Genomic DNA, 20400 nt, shown 5'->3' with positions numbered 1-20400 from the left:
CCTGCTGCTCCGCTACGGTCTTAGGTGACGCGCCATAAAATCGCCGATACGCCGCTCGTATTCTTCAGGTGCAAACACATGCAAGTCGACATGTGCCGCGCCATTTACTACCCATAATTGCTTCGGCTGCGCAGCCGCCGCGAACAGGCGTCGGGTCTCATTCAATATCGTGTGCTGATCCAGGTCGCCGGCGGCAATCAGCACCGGCGCCTTCAGTTCGGCCATATGGTCGATCGGGCGCAGTTCATCCAGGCCGATGTTCAACCGCAGCGGCAACTGCCATAACAGCAAGGACGACAGCGGCCCGCCGATGGCGCCGAGCCGTATGCGCAGGCGGTCTGTAACAGCTTCCTCGATGGTGGGATACATCGACTCGAGCACCACCGCATCCACCCGTCCGCAGTCGCGGCACAGCACCAGCGATGCCGCGCCGAGCGAGACGCCGATCACGCCGATACGCTGGCCTGGCGTCCGGCGCCGCAGTTCGTCGAGTGCCACGCGCACGCCTTGCGCTTCACGCAGGCCGAACGTCACCGTATTTGCCGTGCTGGCGCCTTGCCCGGGCAGGTCGATCAGCATGACGGCGTAACCTTCGCGCTGCAACCAGCGCGCACGCTGCGCCATTTGCCGCCGGTCGCTGTGGATACCGTGCAGCAGCAGGACGCCGCCTTGGCCGCGACCGGCCAGATAGCTGCCAGCGATCAACTGATCGGCACTGGCCCGCAGCGACAGGCTCTGCGCTTCGAGACCCGTTAGTGGCACCTGGTAGGGCGATACCGCGATCAAGGATGAACCCACCATCCAGATGGCGGAGGTACCGAGCACGATGGCTGCCAGGGGCAGGGTAACGAGGAGGGTACGCAGGCGCATGGGGCAATGGCTTTGGTCGAGGGTGTAAGGCAGCTTTCATGGCATAGCTGCGGTTAAGCTGGTTTGGTGAGATTGATTTGCATTAATTGTAACCTGTCAGCACACTGTGGGAATTCCACGATCACGCTGCGCACTTTTCAGGAAAACCCGATGAAGCTTGGTCCGTCATTGCTCACAGTAGAGCGCTCATCTCGTACTACGGCACCACCTGGTCCAGACTCCCCTGGTCAAAGATCAACGTCTTCACCGGCCCATCCACCTGCACATTGACGGTATTTTTCTGCGCCGGAATCAGGTCTGTCAGTACCGCGTTATGGATGCGCGATCCTGCGCCGAGGCGGGTGCGGGCGATTTCCTGGAAGATCACCACGCTGTCCGCATCGGCCTTCATGCCGATCCAGGTCAACGGCAGGCGTTCGCCCTTGCGGCCCGATATGGTGAACTGCTTTTCGGCGTACTTGCGCAGCAGCGCTTCGCTGCCCGGCTGGCCCAGGTCCACCACGCGGCCGGCCTGTTTGGTCAGCAGCGTAGCGACATCGTGCGCGGTGTAGGTGTGGACGATTTCGGTGCTGCCGGTGCGCGCGTTGTAGCTGATGTCGGCGATGCCCATGTGGTAGTTATGGGCGCTTGCCGCCGCGCTGGAGAACACCAGCGCGGCGGCGCCGCAGCGTAGCAAACGCAGAACCATCAATTACCTGCTTCGGCCTTGGACTTGTCGTCCTTGGCCTTCAACGGCGTATTGTAGTCGCGCATCAGGTTGACCTTGTCACGCTCGGTCTTGAACAGCTCCAGGCGCGACTGGGTCGGCTTGCGCGGCCAGGCGTTGTTGCTGGTGTCGATGTCGGCGGTTTCCCAGTACGGGTCCTGGGTCAGGCCCACCATCGGCTCGTCGGTGACGATCAACTTGGTGATCTTCTTCGGCGAGTAGCGCCATACTTCGGCCGGAATGCGCTCAACGTACTTCTTGCCGCTCTTGAGCTCAATCTCCAGGATCAGCGGCATCACCAGTCCACCCACGTTGGAGAAGTCCACCAGGTACAGATGCTTGCCCTGGTCCAGCAGCTGCTTTTCCCACGGTTCGAGCTTGTCCACCGCTTCGGCATACGTGTTGCGGTCCTTGTTGGTGACCGTGAATTCGTCATGCTCGTTGTAGAAGTCCTTCAGCTCCGGGTGCGCGTCGGTGCGCTTCGGCAGGGACTTGTTCAACTGCTGCGAAATCGAGATCGGTTGCGCTTCCTTCTGCGCGCGGCGCCATGCCTTTTCCTTTTCCGGGTCCTTGGTGTTGACGCCGTACTCGCTGATGCCATCGATGCTGATGTCCACCGCGTCGGTCGTGTAGAACCAGCCGCGCCAGAACCAGTCGAGGTCCGTGCCCGACGCGTCTTCCATGGTGCGGAAGAAGTCGGCCGGGGTAGGGCGCTTGAATTTCCAGCGCTGCGCGTATTCCTTGAACGCGTAGTCGAACAGCTCGCGGCCCAGGATGGTTTCGCGCAGGATGTTGAGCGCGGTGGCCGGCTTGGCGTAGGCGTTGTTCCCGAACTGCAGCAGCGACTCCGAGTTGGTCATGATCGGCACCTGGTTCTGGCTGCGCATGTAGTCGACGATGTTGCGCGCTTCGCCGCGACGCGACGGGTAGTTGTCTTCCCACGCCTGCTCGGCCAGATACTGCACGAAGGTGTTGAGGCCCTCGTCCATCCAGGTCCACTGGCGCTCATCGGAATTGATGATCATCGGGTAGTAGTTGTGGCCTACCTCGTGGATGATCACGCCGATCAGGCCATACTTGGTCTGCTGCGAATACGAAATTTCGCCGGTCTTCTTGTCCTTGGTCGGACGCGGACCATTGAACGAGATCATCGGATACTCCATGCCGCCCACCGGGCCGTTGACCGAGATCGCGGTCGGATACGGGTAGTCGAAGCTGTACTTGTTGTACTGCTCGATGGTGTGCACGATCGACTGGGTGCTGTACTTCTCCCATAGCGGATTGCCTTCTTTCGGATAGTAGGACATGGCCAGCACATTGGTGCCGCCCTTTTTGTAGCCCTGCGCATCCCAGATGAACTTGCGGCTCGACGCCCATGCGAAATCGCGCACGTTGGCGGCCTTGAAGTGCCAGGTTTTCGACGCGGTACTGACCGATTTTTCAGCTTGCTCTGCTTCGGCCTGGGTGACGATCACCACCGGCTTGTCCGACGTCCTGGCCTTGGCCAGGCGGTCGCGCTGCGCTGCGCTCAAAACATCGCCGGGGTTTTGCAGTTCGCCGGTGGAGGCCACCACGTGGTCGGCCGGCACCGTCAGTTTCACATCGTAGTCGCCGAATTCCAGCGTGAACTCCCCGGAGCCGAGGAACTGCTTGTGCTGCCAGCCCGTCACGTCGTAGTAGGCCGCCATGCGCGGGAACCACTGGGCGATTTCGAACAGGTCGTTCTTGTCCGCCTGGAAGTGCTCGTAGCCGGAACGCCCGCCCAGCACCAGCTGCTCGTTGATGTTGTACGACCAGTCGATATTGAAGCTGTAGGTCTGACCCGGCTTCAACGGCGTTGGCAGGTCGATGCGCATCATGGTGCGGTTGATGACGTGCTTGAGCGGCTGGCCGCCGGCTGTCACCGCGCTGATCTTGAAGCCGCCATCGAAGTCGCGGCCGGCCAGCACGCCGCGCAGTCCCTCGAACTTGAAGCCGTCTTCGGCACCGCGTGGCTTGGTCCACGCGTCGCGCGACGGCTGCGTGAGCATCATGCGCGCGTCGGAATCCTTTTTGTAGATGTTCTGGTCCAACTGCACCCACAGGTACGTGAGGGTGTCGGGCGAATTATTGTGGTAGCGGATTTGCTCCGAGCCGGTCAAAGAGCGCTTCGATTCGTCCAGCGTGGCGCGGATGGTGTAGTCGGCGCGCTGCTGCCAGTAGGCCGCGCCGGGGGCGCCGGAAGCCGTGCGATAGGTGTTGGCGGTAGGGAGAACTTCGTCCAGTTGACGGAATTTGTCGTCGAAAGGTTCCGCCGCAAACGCGGATACGGTCAAGCATAAGGCCATGAAGCCGAAGGTTGTGCGCATAGTTTGTGTTCCTGCTCTTTGCCCGAATAAAAGGAAGTAGTGTATAGCAACCTTCTGAATTATTTCCCGCAGATACAATAATATACAAACCAACATATGGTTTATACGATTAGTGTATTTGGATAGTCACAGCTGTCACCAAGCCAGTGCAAAGCCGGACCGGACTGCACTGTTTTGAACCTGCCTGGCGCAGGTCTGCCACAGCTGCTGCACCATTGTCGAGCTGCCGGTGGTCAGCCGCCTGCCGCGCACCGGCGTGTACTACAGTTGACTAACGCACCCGTCCCGCCACCGCGTCCTGGAACTCGAAGCGGGCATCGTCGGGCGCTGCGATAGCGCGCGGTTCGACATCGAGCAGCATCACCGGCGAGCCGGCGCCGGGGAGCGCCCGCGGCCACTTCGGCAGGCCGCGGCCATTGGGGTTGCCGGTCTTGATGAAGTTGGCGAAGTAGCCTTGCATCTGCTTCGACAGCGCGCGGTCCTCGGGTGTCCACGCATAGGTCTTGTTGCCATCGAGGTTGCCAAGTGCGTATTCGATTTCGGTCGAATGGGCCGCCCCCGTGTCGCCGGGCCGCGCGCGCGTGTAGTAGTAGCGGTACACCGGCTTGCCGCTGTTGCGTGCATGGCTGTCGAGCCACCGCCAAGTGCCGTACGAAATGAAGCGGTCGCTGGCCAGGTTGGTGGCGGCCGTTGCCACCTCGTCAGCCGAGGCGCCTGCGCCCAGGTAGGCGAGGCGCGCCGTATCGGCCTGGTCGCCGTAGAGTTTTTGCAGCGCGGTGTTGAAGTTGTCCACGGTGGGTTCGTCCTGGCCCAGCACCTGTTTAAAAGAACCCTCGTGCGAGTTCCAGCCCGCCAGCAGCGGCACCCTGGCTTGCTGGCCGGCCGCGTACAGGATCTCGGGCGAGCGTGGCAGCACGTAGCCATCTTCGATCACGAAGAAACCGGTACGGGTAGCGGGAATGGCGTCGAGCAGTTGCTGGGCCGGCAGGGCGCGCAGCGCAGCCAGGTCGGCTGCGCCGATTTTGGCGGCGAAGGCGGCGCCGGTCCGTTCGGCATCGGCCAGCGTTTGCGGCGCATGCAGGCCAAGCAGCGAACCGCTCTCGCCGATGGCGCCGGCGATCAAGCCCTTTGCCAGCGGCGAGATCATTTGTGCGCTGACCGAGAACGAACCGGCCGATTCGCCGGCGATGGTCACCCGCGCCGGGTCGCCGCCGAACGCCGCGATATTCCTGTTTACCCATTGCAGCGCCGCTGCCTGGTCCATCAGGCCGTAGTTACCGGAGGCCTTGTGCGGCGATTCGGCCGACAGTTCCGGGTGCGCCAGGAAGCCGAACACGTTGAGGCGATAATTGACGGTCACGGTGACGATGCCCCTGGCCGCCATGGCGGCGCCGTCGTAGCGCGGCTCCGAACTGTCGCCGGCCGCAAAGCCGCCGCCGTAAAAGTACACCAGCACCGGCAGCTTGGCGCCCTTGACCTTGGCGGGTTTTACCGGCGTCCAGACGTTCAGATACAGGCAGTCCTCGCTGCCGGTGTCGGACCGGAACACCATGTCGGCAAACAGCGGTAGCTGCATCGGACGCGGTCCGAACTGCGTGGCCGGGCGCACACCGCGCCACGCCTGCGCCGGTTGCGGCGCCTGCCAGCGCAGGTCGCCCACCGGCGGCGCCGCGTACGGGATGCCCTTGTACGACGCCACGCCGGTGGCCAGCACCGCGCCTTCGACAACACCAGTGGCGGTCATCGCGCGCGGCGCCTGGGCAGGCGCCGCCTGCGAGGCGGCGGGCAGGGAGGCAAACGCCAGGGCGCTGGCGGCGAACAACAGGCGGGAGGCATGGGTCATGTCATGTTCAGTAATGAGGAAAACGACAACTATACTCTGGCCATCATTCCAGCGTCGCTCAAGAGTACGCTGGCGAACATACAGGGCACTGGCGCGTTGCTACGATCAACCCATCAACAATCACAACGAGGTCCATCATGGCAAGCGCAAAACAAGTCCTGGTCGTAGACGACAATGTCGAAATGGTGGAAATGCTGTCGGCCATGCTGCAGCACCACGGTTACGAAACCGCGTCCGCCCATAACGGCTACGAGGCATGCGACTGGGTGCGCGAAGGGATGCCGCGCGCGATCATCATGGATTTGGGCATGCCGTGGATGGACGGCTTTGGCGCGGTGCGCGCAATCCGCCGCATGCCGGGCGCCGAAGCGCTGCCGATCATTGCGCTCAGCGGCTCGGCGGACAACGACTCGGCCAAGAAGGCGGTGGCTGCCGGGTTTACCCAGCACTTCTCGAAGCCGCTCAACTTCGAACACCTGAACCACTACCTCAATACCCTGAACTGATCAGCCGGGCGCTGTCAAATGACCGGATTGCCGCGCAGGCGGGAATCCGGTTTGGCGTTTACTTCAGCGTCTCGACCAGCACGCGGCCTTCGGAACCTGCGGGCGGGCGCACGCGCAGGATGTTGGCCAGCGTCGGCGCAATGTCCACCACTTCGGCGTACTGGCCGTAGTAGCCAGGCTTGATCCAGCGTTTACCCATGATCATCAACGGCACGTTGGTGTCGTAGGCGTACGGCGAGCCGTGGGTGGTGCCGGTGGCGCCGCTGGCGAAGTACCAGTATGGACGCGTGATCACCATCAGGTCGCCCGAGGCTGCACGGTTCCAGGCGCGACGCATCAGGGTGGCGATGCGGGTGCCGGTGACGGCGCCGCTCTCGAACTGGGTGCGGGTGAAGGTGTCGCTCACGCCCGGCTGGTTCAGCAGGAACTGGGCGGCAGCGTCTTCCACGTCGGCGTGGCGCAGGCCGGCCTTGTCGGCGGCTGCGTAGTCGAGGTGGATGTTGGGCAGCGACCAGGCGGCCAGCAGCTTGGCGCCGCCGAATTTGTCGGACAGGTGCTGGCCCAGGTCCTTCATTAACTGGTCGCCGTTGATGCGCTTCGATTCGCTGCGCTGCTGGTTCGAGAATTCCGCCGTGTTGGCAAAGCCATGATCGGCGGTGAGGACCACCAGCACGTTGTCCATGCCGATACGCTTGTCGAGGTAGTTGAAGAATTCACCGAGCATGCGGTCCACGCGCTGCAAGTGGTCGTGCGACAGCTTGCTTTCCGGGCCGTAGGCGTGGTTGACGTAATCGTGCGCCGACAGGCTCACACCCAGCAGGTCCGGCACGCCGCTATCGTTGCGGCCCAGGTTTTCGCCTTCCACCGCCGCGCGCGCGAAGTCCAGCGTCAGCTGGTCCAGGTACGGGCCGGTTTTCAGGCTGTTGTAGTAGCCGGCGTCGATCTGGCCGCTCTCGCTGTAATAAGTGTATGGCAGGCGGTTATGGCCGCCCGGCTTGGCGGGGGTGAGGTCGTCGTGGGCGTCGCCGGCATAGGCGGCGTCGGGCAGCAGCGCGCTCCAGGTCTTGCCGTAGTAGCGGTCCTGCGGCTTGCCGGCCTGGTACTGCGTGACCCAGGCCGGGTGCGCCGGCATATAGAAGGTGCTGCTGGCGAAGTTGCCCGTTTGTTCCATATACATATAGGCGGTGCCGGTTTTACCGGCCAGCAGGATCGCGCCCCGGTCCTTGCCCGAAACGGTAATCACCTTGCTGCGGTTGCCGGAGGCGTAGCGCAGCTGGTCGCCCAGCGTATCGACGCGCAGCCTGGTCGGCGCCGTGCCGTCGCTCGGGTCGGTATGTTCGCCGATATAGGTGTAGTTGGTGTCTTCGGTGCAGTACACCGATTTTTTGGTGGTCGGGTCGATCCAGTTATTGCCGATGATGCCGTGCACGTAAGGGTACGCGCCGGTAAGCACTGCCGAGTGGCCGATGGCGGTCACCGTCACGCCGTGCGCCTGGTGGGCGTTGCTGAAGGCGGCCCCTTCGGCCAGCATGCGTCCCAGGCCGCCCTTGCCATCCTTGCCGAACTGGTCGCGATAGCGCTGCACCTGCTCGTTCGGCAGGCCGTCCACCACCAGCACCACGACCAGCTTCGGTTGCGGCGCAGCGGTTACATTGGCGGGGGCGGCGAAGGCGCATGCGTGCAGCGCAAAGCTGGACGCGGCGATCACGAGGGCGGGCAAGGACAGTGATTTCGTCATGTGGGTGGTTTTCTGGTAGATGGAATAACAACGATGTGCAACGGCGCATAGCGTACCATGGGCCGGGCGACAGATTAAGGGATTCATGTGACCGCCTCGTGACATAAGAGCTAGGTATACTGGCAAAGTTTCCGTTGGGAAAAACACACTAATCTGCTCGGTGAGCCGCTAAATTACGTGCCTCTTGGAAAAAAAATTGCTAGAATGATGTCGTGAGGAATCTCTCTTCGGGAGCGGAAAAATGATTACGGTAAACAGTATTGGTGGCGGCACCTTGTCGGCAGTAGTGGTCGCGGAAAAGTCGCAGGGAACCCAGCACATCGCACCGGCGCAGGCGCGCGCGGATGACGACGCCGGCGCCTCGATCGCCGCCTATCTGTCGCTGCCAGGGTTTAATGCCGCCAGTGCTGTTGATACCAGCAACGATACGTCCACTGACACCCAGGCCGATGGCGGCCAGGCCGCCGCGCTGCAAGCCTTGTCGGATTCCGATGACGACGGCCTCAAACAGGCGCTCAAGGATTTCGATGCCGCTCTCAAGAACCTCTCCCAGCGTCCTGAAACCCAGGCTTACCGCGCCAAGTTCGGCAGCGAGCCGCTGGCGGAAGACAGCCTGCCGCCACCCGCGCCTCTGCCGGGCATCGACGAGAACGGCCTGCTGCTGATGCCGGGCCGCGACAGCCTGTCAGCCGACGCCGACCACGACGGCAAGGTGAGCGAAGAGGAATTGCGCCGCTACCAGGAGCCGCTGACCTACCGCATCGCCGCCGGCGCCGGCCGCCTCGACGCGCTGGCCGATGGTCCGTCGGCATTCTCGCTGGTGGAAGCCAACCGCGCCTATGGCGTGGTATCCGCCGCTGCTACTGCCGCCTGACCAGCCAAAATCGCTACGCGAGACGGGTTTTGCCTGCCGGGCAAAGCCCGTTTTTTTTCGCGGGACTGCGTGACAATTGAACACCGCCGTCGCAAAAAATGCGACTATGTTAGCTGATGTTTACCTTTTTCGAGACAGCAGGCTGCGGAGCGCAAGCACTCCGGCTCCCTGCACCACGGGAGTCGGTCTATGGATAAACGGACGTTGCGCGCTTACGTACATCAGGTACGCCATGTACGTCATGTTGGCGTGCTGGCGCTGGTGGTCGGGTTGGCCAGCCTGGCCGGTTGTGCGGTGGGCCCGGACTTCAAAGCTCCGCCCGCGCCGGTAGCGGACGGCGCCAGCTACACCCCCGAACCAATACCCGCGCAGACCACTTCCAGCCCCGGCACCGGCGGCGCCGCCCAGCGCTTCGTCACCGGCATGGACATCCCGGCCCAGTGGTGGTCGGTGTTCCAGTCGCCCGCGCTCGACCAGTTGCTGCGCGGCGCACTGGCGCAAAACCCCAATATGGCGGCGGCCGAAGCGGCGCTGCGCCAGGTGCGCGAAAACTACAATGCCCAGGCGGGGCAACTGGTGTACCCGGCCGTCAACGGCGCGCTGGGCGCGTCGCGCCAGAAAACCCAGGTCGCCACGCCTGGCGGTACCCAGGCCGCCGTGCTCAATCTGTACAACGCCTCGGTCAACGTGTCGTACACGCCCGACGTGTTCGGCGCCACCCGGCGCACGCTCGAAGGCGCGCAGGCGGCGGTGGACTACCAGCGCTACCAGGTGGAAGCGACGTATTTGGCGCTGTCGGCCAACGTGGTCACGGCCGCCATCCAGGAAGCCTCGCTGCGCGCACAGTTGCAGGCCACGCGTGACGTGCTGGCTGCGCTCACCCGCCAGCAGAACGTGATCGAGAAGCAGTTCGAGTTTGGCGCCATCGCGCGCGCCCAGGTGCTCAGCCAGCGCAACCTGGTGGCGCAAACGGCAGCTACCGTGCCGCCGCTGGAAAAAGCGCTGGCGCAAACGCGCCATCTGCTGTCCACGCTGGCGGGCAAGCTGCCGGGGGAGGCCGGCATGCCCGAATTTACGCTGGCCTCGCTCACGCTCCCCGAGGCATTGCCGGTATCGCTGCCGTCGGCGCTGGTGCGCCAGCGGCCCGACATTCGCGCCAGCGAGGAGCTGCTGCGCCAGGCCAGCGCCGATATCGGCGTCGCTACCGCCGCCCTGTATCCGCAATTTACCCTGAGCGGCAGTTACGGGTCGGCGTCGCCCACCTTCAGCAAACTGTTCGAGGGCGACAACGCCATCTGGAGCCTCACTGCCGGCCTGACCGCACCGATCTTCAACGGCGGCGCGCTGCGCGCCCGCAAGCGCGCGTCCGAGGCGGCCTACGATGTGGCGGCGGCCCAGTATCGCGCCACCTTGCTTACCGCGTTCCAGAACGTGGCCGACAGCCTGCGCGCGCTCGAATCGGACGCCGCCGCGCTCACCGCGCAAGCCGAGTCCGAGGCGCTGGCGGCCGAAACCCTGGCGCTGTCCGAGGAGCAGTACAAGCTCGGGGCGATCAGCTACCTGTCGCTGCTCGACGCCCAGCGCGTGTTCCAGCAGGCGCATATCGGCCTGGTGCAGGCGCAGGCCGCGCGCTATGCCGATACCGCCGCGCTATTCCAGGCGCTGGGCGGCGGCTGGTGGAACCGCGCCGACGGCGTGCCGGCCGCTGTACCCGTCTCCACCATGCCGAGTTTGTCGACTATCAGCCAGAATCCCTAATACACCTCTATCGCAGGAGAGAGTTTCATGACCAAGCGTATGCTCATCATGGTTGGATGCGTGATCTTGCTGGTCGCCGCGCTGGCGTTCGGTAAATATCTGCAGATACAAAAACTGATCGCCAGCTCGCCCAAGCCCGGTGCGCAGACGGTTACCGCGATCAAGGTCACGGCGTCCGAATGGCAGCCGCAGATTAGCGCCGTGGGCACGCTGGCGCCGGTGCGCGGCGTCGATGTCACCACCGAAATCGCCGGCCTGGTCCGCAAGGTCAATTTCAAGTCGGGCGACGAGGTCAAAGCCGGCCAGGTGCTGTTCGAACTCAATGCCGAATCGGACCAGGCGCAATTGCGTTCGCTGCAGGCCGCCGCCGACCTGGCCGCCACCACGCTCAAGCGCGACAAGCTGCAACTGGGGGCGCAGGCGATCAGCCAGGCGCAAGTCGATAACAGCGAGGCCGAACTGAAAAGCCGGCAGGCGCTCGCTGCCCAGCAGCAGGCGCTGGTCAACAAGAAAACCATCCGCGCGCCGTTTGCGGGCAAGCTGGGCATCACCGCCGTCAACCCGGGCCAGTACCTGAACCCCGGCGACACGCTGGTCACGCTGCAAACCATCGATACCGTGTATGTCGATTTCTACGTGCCGCAAAAGCAGGTGGCCGAACTGTCCGTGGGCCAGAAGCTCAAGCTCACCAGCGACGGTTATCCGGGCGTGTCGTTCGATGCGAAGGTGACCGCCATCAGTCCCAAGGTCGATGCGGCCACGCGCAACGTGCAGGTGCAGGCGACGGTGCCCAACCAGAAACGCCAACTGCTGCCCGGCATGTTCGCCAACGTGAGCCTGGAGCAGGGCGCGCTGAAAAAATACCTGACCTTGCCGCAGACGGCGATTACCTATAATCCTTACGGCTCCACCGTGTTCGTGCTGGCGCAGGGCACCGGCAAGGATGCACCGAAAGACGACAAGGGCAATCCCCAGCTGATCGCGCAGCAGGTGTTCGTCACCACCGGCCCCACGCGCGGCGACCAGGTGGCGGTGCTCACCGGCGTCAAGGAAGGCCAGACCGTGGTCACCAGCGGCCAGCTGAAACTGAAGAACGGCACGCCGGCGGTGATCAACAACCGCGTGCAGCCGGCCAACAGCCCGAACCCCACGCCGCAGGAACAGTGAGGATGCCCGCGCCATGAACTTTACCGACATCTTCATCAAACGGCCGGTGCTGGCTACCGTGGTCAGCCTGCTGATCGTGGTGCTGGGCCTGCGCTCGTTGTTCAGCCTTCCGGTCAACCAGTATCCGAAGACGCAAAACGCGGTGGTCACCATCTCCACCACGTACTACGGGGCCGACGCCGCCACCGTCGCCGGCTTCATCACCCAGCCGCTGGAAGCGGCCATCGCCCAGGCGCAGGGGATCGACTACCTGTCGTCGTCGTCCAACAGCGGCGTATCCACGATTACCGCCACGCTGCAGCTGAACTACGATTCCAACCGCGCGCTGACCGAGATCACCACGCAGGTGAACTCGGTACGCAACCAGTTACCGGCGCAGGCGCAGCAGCCGGTGATGAGTGTGCAGATGGGGCAAACCACCGACGCCATGTACATGGGCTTTTACAGCGACACGCTGCCCACCAATAATGTCACCGACTACCTCGCCCGCGTAGTAAAACCCAAGCTCGATTCGATCGACGGCGTGCAGACCGCCGAGCTATTGGGCGCGCGCCAGTTCGCCCTGCGCGCCTGGCTCGACGCCGACAAGATGGCTGCCCACGGCGTGACCGCCGCCGAGGTCAGCGCCGCGCTGGCGGCGAATAACTACCTGGCCGGCCTCGGCGCCTCCAAGGGGCAGATGGTGACGGTGCCACTCACGGCCGGCACCGATCTGCACACGGTGGAGGAATTCAAGGCGCTGGCCGTGCGCCAAAGCGGCGGCGCCATCGTGCGCCTGGAAGACATCGCCAACGTCACGCTGGGGTCCGAGAACTACGACTTCAACGTCGCGTTCAGCGGCGTGCGGTCGGTATTCGTCGGCATCAAGGTGGCGCCCGACGCCAACATCCTCGACGTGGCCGAGCGCGTGCGCAAGGTGTTTCCTTCGATACGCGAGCAGCTGCCAGCGGGGCTCACCGGCGAAATCGTGTACGACTCCACGGAGTTCATCAACACGTCCATCGTCGAGGTGGTACACACGCTGGTGGAAGCGCTGATCATCGTCACGGTGGTAATTTACCTGTTCCTGGGCAGCCTGCGCGCGGTGATCGTGCCGGTGATCGCCATGCCGCTGTCGCTGATCGGCACTTTCTTCGTGATGCTGATGTTCGGCTATTCGATCAACCTGCTCACGCTGCTGGCCATCGTGCTGGCCATCGGCCTGGTGGTCGATGACGCCATCATCGTGGTGGAAAATGTCGATCGTCACATGAAGGAGGGCATGAAGCCGTACGACGCCGCCATCCAGGCCGCGCGCGAACTCGGTAGTCCCATCCTGGCCATGACGGTGGTGCTGATCGCCGTATATGTACCGATCGGCTTCCAGGGCGGGTTGACTGGCGCGCTGTTCACCGAGTTTGCATTCACACTGGCCGGCGCGGTGGCGGTGTCGGGCATCGTCGCGCTCACGCTCTCGCCCATGATGTGCGCGCGGTTCTTCAACGAGCACCAGGACGAGGGCAAGTTCGTCAAGTTCATCGACCGCACCTTCGCAAAAGTCCATGACGGCTATCTGCGCGTGCTGCACAAGCTGCTCGAAACCTGGGCGGTGCTGATCGTGCTGGGCGTGATCCTTACCGGGCTGCTGGGCGTGATGTTTGCCATGTCGCAGTCGGAACTGGCGCCGGAAGAAGACCAGGGCATCGTGCTGGCGCAGGTGGTAGGCGCGCCTACCGCCACGTCTGACCAGATGCAGGCGTATGCCAAGGAGATTTTCGAGATATCAAAATCGCTGCCCGAGTACGACCAGATGTTCCAGATCACGGGCGTACCGACCACCAATGCCGGCATCGGCGGGGTGCTGTTCAAGCCGTGGGACAAGCGTTCGCGCTCGGCGCACGAGATCCAGCAGGAGCTGCAACAGCGCTGGGGCAACGTGGCCGGTGGCCGCGTGGCGGCGTTCCAGTTCCCGGCGCTGCCGGGCAGCTCGGGCTTGCCGGTACAGTTCGTGATCACCACCACCGAACCGTTCGAGAACCTCAACACGGTGGCGCAGGCGGTGCTCGACAAGGCCACCAAGGAAGGGAAATTCTATTTTGCCGACGTCGATCTGAAAATCGATTCGCCGCAGGCCAAGGTCGATGTGGACCGCGACAAGCTGGCCACGCTGGGCTTGACGCAACAGGACTTCGGCAACGCCATGGCGGCCGCGCTGGGCGGCGGCTATGTCAACTACTTCTCGATCGCGGGCCGTTCGTACAAGGTGATCCCGCAGGTGCGGCAGGTGGACCGCCTCAATCCGTCCGATGTGCTCAACTTCCACATCAAGACGCCGTCCGGTGCGATGATACCGGCCAGTACCGTCGCCAGCATCTCGTACAGCGTGCAGCCGGAATCGGTCACCCGCTTCCAGCAGCTCAATTCCGCCACCATCTCCGGCGTGTCAGGCGCGTCGCAGGGCGAGATCCTCGAGTACCTGCGCAACGCCGTGGCCGAGGTGGCGCCGTCGGGCTACACCATCGACTACGCCGGCTCATCGCGCCAGTTCATGAACGAGTCGGGCGGTTTCGGTCTGACCATGGGCTTCGCGGTAGTGATCGTGTTCCTGGCGCTGGCCGCACAGTTCGAGAGCTTCCGCGATCCGATCGTGATATTGTTCTCGGTGCCGATGGCACTGTTCGGCGCGATGATGTTCATCTTCCTCGGCTTCGCCTCGATCAATATTTATACGCAAGTGGGGCTGGTGACCCTGATGGGACTCATTTCCAAGCACGGCATCCTGATCGTGGAGGTGGCCAACCACCTGCGCGAAGCCGGCAAGACCAAGCGCGAGGCCATCGAGGAAGCTGCCGCCACCCGGCTGCGGCCCATCCTGATGACCACGGCGGCCATGGTGTTTGGCGTGGTGCCGCTGGTGATTGCATCGGGCGCCGGTGCGGCCGGCCGCCATGCGATGGGACTGGTGATCTTTACCGGGCTGTCGATCGGCACCTTGTTTACGCTGTTCGTGGTGCCGGCGATGTATATGTTCCTGGCCGGGGAGCACAAGGCGGCGCCGCAAAAGAGCGGCGCCGAGCCGGCTGGAGCAGTTCAACACGCGCCGGGATAACACGGCGTTGTAACAATAAATAGAAGAGACCAGCAGTGCCGATACCAGATTCGAGAAACAACAAGGACAGCCCGTTCGCGTGGTTGTCCGACCGTCGCAAGCGCAGCAAGGAAGAGGTCATCCTGATCATCATGTGCGCGCTGAGCATTCCCAGCATCCTGCCGTTCGGCCTGTACCGGCTGTGGCAGGGGGCCTGGCTGTCGGCGGCGGTGGACCTGGCGCTGGTGCTGGCCATGCTGTCGGTGATCGTGCACGTGTGGCACACGGGCCGCTACAAGCTGGCCAGCCTGGGCGTGACGCTGTTTTACTCAGCTGGCATGCTGGCCACGATCTACCTGCGCGGGCTGGCGCTGGTGTACTGGGTGTATCCCACCATGATCGCGGCGTTTTTCATGTTGCGGCCCAAGGTGGCGCTGGGCATCAACAGTGTGTCGTTGCTGGTGCTGGTGGCCTTTCTGTTGCCGCAGATGGAGATGCTCAACCTGCTCACGGTGGTGGTGACGATTTCGCTGGTCAACCTGTTCGCCTACATCTTCTCGCACCGCACCGGCCTGCAGAACCGCGAGCTGCACATCGAGGCCGAGCGTGATTTCCTCACCGGCGTGGGCAACCGCCGCGCCTTCGACAGCAAGCTGGCCGGCTACGCAGCCGAGCGCCGTCCGCAACCGGAAGCCTGCCTGCTGCTGCTCGACCTCGATCACTTCAAGCAGGTCAACGACCAGCACGGCCATCCGGCCGGCGACGAAGTGCTGCGTCGCCTGTGCGACGTGCTGCGCCACCACACCCGCGTGACCGACGAGATATTCCGCTACGGCGGCGAAGAATTCGCCATCATTGCCAACGGCGCCGGCCTGCGCGCAGCCGGCAAGCTGGCCGAGACCCTGCGCAGCGCAGTCGCCGCCGCACCGCTGCTTGACGGCCACCCGATCACCGCGTCGATCGGCGTGGCGCCGATGCCGCGCGGCGGCGTCGCATCGGAGTGGCTGGAGCAGGCGGACCGGATGCTGTATGCGGCCAAGGAGGGTGGGCGTAATGCGGTGCGGGTGGCGGGAGTAGTGGAGGAGCGCGGGTGAGGCGGCTGGGCAGGCTGGCGTTGTTGGCCCGGTCTTTCCTGGCAGGGCCACTCATGGCGGGGCTTCTCCTGGCCGGACCGGTAATGGCCTGGGCGCAGTCGCCGGTTGGTTCACCGGTCGCGGCGGAGCCGCCGATGCCGCAACTGGAAGCGCCGCCGCAGCCTGCGGGCGTGACCGACGCGATCATCCGGCAGGCCGTGCGCGACACCATTGCGGAAGATCCGCAGCCGTTGCAGACGCCGGGGCAGGGCGTGGCAGCGTTGAGCGGCGGCGCGACGCAGGCGCGCCTGAACGCGGCATTCGACCAGGCCAAGGTGCCCGATTGCCTGCATGGCGACGCCCTCAAACACCAGCCGGCGCATATCGGACCGATTGCCGTGGTGGGGATTTATTCGCTGCCGTGGGTAATGGCTGCCGTGGTGAGGGGCAAGTGCAATTGAAGCGGGACTCAAAGCTTGTTGTAAAGTGATAATCTGTGCAACTTGCACATGAGCAAGTTGCTATCCTGAACGCCAGCGGTTGATGTCGGCCAGCAGCAGGGAGCAGGATTTCGCCAACCATGATCGGTACCCGAGTAAATACCATGCATAAACTTAGTAATCGCTTCAATTACCTGCGCGGAATGGAGGCACTGGCTGCCATCGTGTTACCGATTATTTTTATCCTGGACTGGCGCAAGTCGGTAACGGGGGGGCATTGGCCGCTCGGGCTGTCAGCGTTGTTCTCGGTCAGCTATCTGCTGCTGCAGGGAGCTCTTTATTGGCAACTGAAACACCGCGCCCTGTCAGCATCGGCCCCCTTGCCGCGCTACTTTGACCGATTGTTCAGCGGATTCAAGGTATCCAATCTCATGCTGTTCTGCGCAGTCGCGCTCGGCTTCATTACGCAGCTAGCATCGGCCGGGTGGAACATCCAGTTGGCGTGGCCACTTGGAATCTTTCTGTTCGCCGTGCTGGAGCATATTAATTATTACCATTACCAGCTCATGTATGACACTTTCGCGTCGGTCCGTTATGTGCTGCGTAATCGCCGCCTTCGCAAAGCCGCACTGGGTGTTGATTTGGGTCGGTGTGGTGCCCGAAGTGCTTAGGGCCCAAGTTGCGGTTGGCTGGAAGGCAGCTTCCGGCTGAGGCTGTGTAAAAACGAAAAAAAATCCGTCCTTCAAAAGGATAACTCTGGGATAGTTCCTGGTATTTCGCTCACCGGGAATCTCCGGTTAGAATGCGAGCGTATTTCGATCTGAACGGCTTTGACCACGACGGATAGAAACAATCGATTTACCCTGTAGCGAGCGCGACTGGTCAATAGCGAACCAACTTTAGAGATTATATGAGAAAACCGATTATTCTATTAGCATTATTGTTTTTCTCAAAATTGACTTGGGCCGGGGCTTGGGGCGCTAATGCATTTGAAAATGACGATGCACTAGACTGGCTGTCTGTCTGCACTAAAGTTCAAGGAAGTGATGCCGTGTCCGACGCATTGAATGCTGTATTGAAAAGCGAATTTGTTGAAGTAGATGTCGGTGCGGCGGGAATTGCTGCTGCTGAGATTGTCGCCGCAAAGCGTGGGCAGCCTAGTTCTGAATTGCCGGAAGATGCTCGGACGTGTATTGCGAGGCTGCACAAGGTTGAAAGTCTCGCAGCGCGTGCCCGGACAGTGGTCCAGAAGGTGATGAACCCAAAAACATCAGAACTTGCCGCTGAGTGGGCTAACAACGGTTCAAAGGCATGGCAAGCGTCATTAGCGGATTTAGCAAAACGTTTGGCGCGTTGAGGACAGTCGGAGCACGGCTAAAAAGGTTCCATCTCGCGAAAACAACAACAGGAAACAACGTGACGATGCGTTTATCAATGAAAGTCGTTGGAATCATCCTTTTTTAGGCACGACATTTCCGGCAGCTCCTTATCCTGTCGTGCTCGACAGTATTGGCTCAGTGTGGCCGGGATCGTGGTGTGGCTCAGGAAGCGCGGCGCGCTTGGATTGACGGCACATTCGGCCAATAAATCATCGCAGTCTGGCTACAGCGAAAAAAGCCGGAATATCCCGGCTTGTCTCGAATCGAAATAGAAATTGAATCTCAAACGCTTTGAGAAAGTAAGCCAACTGAGACAACTGCCACGACGCCTGCAATGGCCATTGCCGCAGAAACGAATTGAACCACGCGCGCGCGTACGTTGGGGTCGGTCTCAAACTTTCTGATCAAGCTGCTCATTTCATATCCTCCACGCAATGCTCGGCATTGGCTTTGTGCTTGGCAACACACTCTTGAATCTTCATTATAGCGTTTTTGCGTACATTTGCCTCTTGTTCGAGCAGTTTTGCATGAACGACGGTGTACGTTCCAATGACTGCCAGCAGAAAAATAATGGAAGAGCCGAAGATGAATTTATCAGGAATGTGAGGGTTCGCTGTTGGCGTTGGAGGCGGGGCACTTGGTATTGATTCCAAGGAATTCAAACCGACCATGAGTACCGCAAACATGATCACGCAAAAGTGAGCAGCATACGCCCAGTTAGCAATTTTTACAGAGGTCGCGTTCGTTTCGATGGCTTTGAGGGCATCCAGGTCGTAGCATGTGGCCGCAGCCATACCCATTACGGCCCAAAAAAGTTCCCCTTTACCAATTGACTTGATGACGATGTGCTTCGTCAGGGCTGCGACTTTCGTGGGCAGGCTGAAGAGCCACAGGACAAGTAGGGGGCCAAGTACGGGAACCACGATGTTGATTCCGAACCAGTCCCACTGAAAATAGTCGTAGTTCAAGATCCGGTCCGGATTTCAGGTCTAACCAGGCATCAAGCGATGGTAGCAGCGATCCTCGTAACTTGACGCCTCGATACCTGTCAGCATGAAGTGCAAGCGGGTGTCCGACCATCGGCACAGTCTGGGACTGCCGATCGCAAGCCACCCTCAGTCCTCATCATCGTCCGGATCCAGCTCCGGCGCCACTTTCGGATTCATCACAGGCGCCGGCATCGCATCCACCTGCTTGACCACCGCCGCCAGCAACGCCTGCGGCCGGTACTGCAACGCGCGCGGTGTCAGTCCCAGGCGCACCACCACCAGCTGGCGCGACGGCACGATGGCGATTGACTGGCCGTCGTGGCCCTGCATCCAGTAGGTGTCAGGCGGCAGGCCGAACGGGCCGTCCGCGTTCTGTCCTGACGATGGTCCCTGGCGCCACACCTGGCCCTGACCGTACTGGCCGCCGGACGTCGGCGCCGCCGCCTGCATCGATGCCACGAACCCTGCCGGTAAAATCCGCTTGCCTTGCCATACGCCGTCCTGCAGCAGGAATTGGCCGAAGCGCGCCCAGTCCTGGGTGCTCGCGTACATATAGCTTGAACCGACCAGCGTGCCGCGCGCGTCGGCTTCGATCAGGGCGCTGCTCATGCCCAGTGGTGCGAACAGCTGGTCGTGCGGCAGGGCCAGCACGCCGATGGCCGTCGCCCCGGTCATCGGCTTGACCGGCATATTCGGTCCCGCCGCCGCGCGCTGCCAGATGCGCGACAGCAGCACCGTGCTGCCGCTCGAGTAACTCCAGAGCGTGCCCGGCGCGTGCGCCAGCGGTTGGGCGGCGGCGTAGGCCGCCATGTCCGGCTCCAGGTACAGCATGCGCGTGACATCCGAGACGTCGCCATACGCTTCGTTGAATTGCAGACCGGACGTCATCGACATCAATTGCGCCAGCGTGACCTGCGCGCGCGGATCGGCGTGTTCGGGCCAGAAGCCACGACGCTCCGGGACCAGGTTGCCCTTGGCGATCTCGATGCCCACCAACGCTGCCGTCACGGTCTTGGTCATCGACCAGCCCAATAATGGAGTGGAGACCCCGAAGCCGGCGCCGTAGCGCTGCGCCACCAGCCGGCCGCGATGGATCACCACCAGTCCGCGCATGCCGGGGCCGGCCAAGGCATCGTCGTTGACGGCGGCCTGCACCGCCGGCACGGTGTCGGTCATCGAGCCGGTGGGCCAGGGCACGTTGGGGGATGCGCTCCAGATGCGCATGGGGGTGTATTGGTACTGGTTGGCATGGGCCAGGTCGCCGTCCGGCACAGCGGCGCAGCCGGTGCCGGGGCGGTACACGGCGAGGCCTTTGCCGAGCAGGCCGAGGAAGTCGGCGTGGACGGTCTTGTTCTGCTGGTCCACCCGTACCCGCAAATACTTGAGCAGCGGATGACCGGGCGCCTGCACATCGCTGGCCAGCACGGCCTGCGGATCGCGGTGGGCGATGAACACGTTGGAGCAGACGATCTTGGCGCCGTAACTGGCGCCTACGCGCAGCAGTTCGGGCGGACGTCCGATCAGGAATAACGCACCCCCGGCGGCCACCACCAGCACGACGCCGGTGGCAATGATCAGGCGGGACACCAGCTTATTCGGCATAGGAAAACATGCGGTCGACTTTCATTCACAAATCGACTCG

16 protein-coding genes are annotated in these 20400 nt (G+C 62.5%); 9 read left to right on the top strand and 7 right to left on the bottom strand.

Annotated features, from left to right (window positions below; genetic code table 11):
* Positions 1-12 precede the first annotated feature (12 nt).
* The 4 genes from F8197_RS14085 to F8197_RS14070 all read right to left on the bottom strand — a co-directional run bounded on the left by F8197_RS14085 (position 13) and on the right by F8197_RS14070 (position 5767).
* Complete coding sequence (locus F8197_RS14085) at positions 13-870, bottom strand: alpha/beta hydrolase (RefSeq protein WP_152882373.1); 858 nt, start codon at positions 868-870, stop codon at positions 13-15.
* A gap of 196 nt (positions 871-1066) precedes the next feature.
* Entirely contained in the window at positions 1067-1558 is a 492-nt protein-coding gene (locus F8197_RS14080) for a DUF6702 family protein (RefSeq protein ID WP_152882372.1), read from the bottom strand.
* Positions 1558-3924, bottom strand: a complete 2367-nt coding sequence (locus F8197_RS14075; RefSeq protein ID WP_152882371.1) for a M1 family metallopeptidase — start codon at positions 3922-3924, stop codon at positions 1558-1560. Before F8197_RS14075 ends, F8197_RS14080 begins: the two co-directional genes overlap by 1 nt.
* A 271-nt stretch (positions 3925-4195) precedes the next feature.
* Complete coding sequence (locus tag F8197_RS14070) at positions 4196-5767, bottom strand: carboxylesterase/lipase family protein (RefSeq protein ID WP_152882370.1); 1572 nt, start codon at positions 5765-5767, stop codon at positions 4196-4198.
* A gap of 137 nt (positions 5768-5904) precedes the next feature.
* Between F8197_RS14070 and F8197_RS14065 the strand changes: the two genes are divergently transcribed.
* Positions 5905-6273, top strand: coding sequence for a response regulator (locus tag F8197_RS14065; protein ID WP_056144424.1), 369 nt, complete (start codon positions 5905-5907; stop codon positions 6271-6273).
* A 58-nt stretch (positions 6274-6331) separates the two neighbouring features.
* Here the strand turns inward: F8197_RS14065 and F8197_RS14060 are convergent, their stop codons facing one another.
* Entirely contained in the window at positions 6332-8011 is a 1680-nt protein-coding gene (locus tag F8197_RS14060; protein WP_152882369.1) for an alkaline phosphatase family protein, read from the bottom strand.
* Between the two features lie 241 nt (positions 8012-8252).
* Between F8197_RS14060 and F8197_RS14055 the strand changes: the two genes are divergently transcribed.
* The 8 genes from F8197_RS14055 (at position 8253) to F8197_RS14020 (ending at position 17747) form a co-directional block, all read left to right on the top strand.
* Positions 8253-8885 (top strand): hypothetical protein, encoded by a 633-nt coding sequence (locus tag F8197_RS14055; protein ID WP_152882368.1) that lies wholly within the window; start codon positions 8253-8255, stop codon positions 8883-8885.
* Between the two features lie 189 nt (positions 8886-9074).
* Positions 9075-10643, top strand: a complete 1569-nt coding sequence (locus F8197_RS14050; protein ID WP_152882367.1) for an efflux transporter outer membrane subunit — start codon at positions 9075-9077, stop codon at positions 10641-10643.
* Between the two features lie 27 nt (positions 10644-10670).
* The gene (locus F8197_RS14045) at positions 10671-11810 is read left to right on the top strand and encodes an efflux RND transporter periplasmic adaptor subunit (RefSeq protein WP_056144434.1); all 1140 of its coding nucleotides are present in this window, start codon (positions 10671-10673) and stop codon (positions 11808-11810) included.
* Positions 11811-11823: 13 nt separating this feature from the next.
* Positions 11824-14898, top strand: coding sequence for an efflux RND transporter permease subunit (locus tag F8197_RS14040; protein WP_152882366.1), 3075 nt, complete (start codon positions 11824-11826; stop codon positions 14896-14898).
* A gap of 35 nt (positions 14899-14933) precedes the next feature.
* Positions 14934-15971: a diguanylate cyclase gene (locus F8197_RS14035; RefSeq protein ID WP_373996873.1), complete on the top strand. Its 1038-nt coding sequence runs from the start codon at positions 14934-14936 to the stop codon at positions 15969-15971.
* 53 nt (positions 15972-16024) lie between these two features.
* Positions 16025-16411 carry a hypothetical protein gene (locus F8197_RS14030; protein ID WP_227012243.1) on the top strand — a complete coding sequence of 129 codons (387 nt, stop codon included), beginning with the start codon at positions 16025-16027 and terminating at the stop codon, positions 16409-16411.
* A 119-nt stretch (positions 16412-16530) separates the two neighbouring features.
* On the top strand, positions 16531-17061 hold the full coding sequence (locus tag F8197_RS14025; RefSeq protein ID WP_152882365.1) for a hypothetical protein: 531 nt from the start codon (positions 16531-16533) through the stop codon (positions 17059-17061).
* A gap of 239 nt (positions 17062-17300) precedes the next feature.
* Complete coding sequence (locus F8197_RS14020) at positions 17301-17747, top strand: DUF4259 domain-containing protein (RefSeq protein WP_152882364.1); 447 nt, start codon at positions 17301-17303, stop codon at positions 17745-17747.
* 435 nt (positions 17748-18182) lie between these two features.
* Here F8197_RS14020 and F8197_RS14015 read toward each other — a convergent pair whose 3' ends face one another.
* Both F8197_RS14015 and F8197_RS14010 read right to left on the bottom strand, forming a co-directional pair.
* Positions 18183-18737, bottom strand: coding sequence for a hypothetical protein (locus F8197_RS14015; RefSeq protein WP_152882363.1), 555 nt, complete (start codon positions 18735-18737; stop codon positions 18183-18185).
* 147 nt (positions 18738-18884) lie between these two features.
* Entirely contained in the window at positions 18885-20345 is a 1461-nt protein-coding gene (locus F8197_RS14010) for a serine hydrolase domain-containing protein (RefSeq protein ID WP_373996872.1), read from the bottom strand.
* Between the last annotated feature and the right edge of the window lie 55 nt (positions 20346-20400).

Origin of the sequence: Duganella sp. FT27W (assembly GCF_009295655.1) — a bacterium.
Lineage (GTDB): Bacteria > Pseudomonadota > Gammaproteobacteria > Burkholderiales > Burkholderiaceae_D > Rugamonas > Rugamonas zoogloeoides.
The sequence above is the reverse complement of the archived record's forward strand: the minus strand, read 5'-3'. Positions and strand labels throughout refer to the sequence as shown.

What these genes read in the sequence shown, in the direction of transcription:
- F8197_RS14030 (WP_227012243.1), top strand. Translation starts at nt 16,025, where the DNA reads ATGGCGGGGCTTCTCCTGGCCGGACCGGTAATGGCCTGGGCGCAGTCG.
- F8197_RS14040 (WP_152882366.1), top strand. Translation starts at nt 11,824, where the DNA reads ATGAACTTTACCGACATCTTCATCAAACGGCCGGTGCTGGCTACCGTG.
- F8197_RS14025 (WP_152882365.1), top strand. Translation starts at nt 16,531, where the DNA reads ATGATCGGTACCCGAGTAAATACCATGCATAAACTTAGTAATCGCTTC.
- F8197_RS14050 (WP_152882367.1), top strand. Translation starts at nt 9,075, where the DNA reads ATGGATAAACGGACGTTGCGCGCTTACGTACATCAGGTACGCCATGTA.
- F8197_RS14085 (WP_152882373.1), bottom strand. Translation starts at nt 870, where the DNA reads ATGCGCCTGCGTACCCTCCTCGTTACCCTGCCCCTGGCAGCCATCGTG.
- F8197_RS14055 (WP_152882368.1), top strand. Translation starts at nt 8,253, where the DNA reads ATGATTACGGTAAACAGTATTGGTGGCGGCACCTTGTCGGCAGTAGTG.
- F8197_RS14065 (WP_056144424.1), top strand. Translation starts at nt 5,905, where the DNA reads ATGGCAAGCGCAAAACAAGTCCTGGTCGTAGACGACAATGTCGAAATG.
- F8197_RS14070 (WP_152882370.1), bottom strand. Translation starts at nt 5,767, where the DNA reads ATGACCCATGCCTCCCGCCTGTTGTTCGCCGCCAGCGCCCTGGCGTTT.
- F8197_RS14080 (WP_152882372.1), bottom strand. Translation starts at nt 1,558, where the DNA reads ATGGTTCTGCGTTTGCTACGCTGCGGCGCCGCCGCGCTGGTGTTCTCC.
- F8197_RS14020 (WP_152882364.1), top strand. Translation starts at nt 17,301, where the DNA reads ATGAGAAAACCGATTATTCTATTAGCATTATTGTTTTTCTCAAAATTG.
- F8197_RS14060 (WP_152882369.1), bottom strand. Translation starts at nt 8,011, where the DNA reads ATGACGAAATCACTGTCCTTGCCCGCCCTCGTGATCGCCGCGTCCAGC.
- F8197_RS14075 (WP_152882371.1), bottom strand. Translation starts at nt 3,924, where the DNA reads ATGCGCACAACCTTCGGCTTCATGGCCTTATGCTTGACCGTATCCGCG.
- F8197_RS14045 (WP_056144434.1), top strand. Translation starts at nt 10,671, where the DNA reads ATGACCAAGCGTATGCTCATCATGGTTGGATGCGTGATCTTGCTGGTC.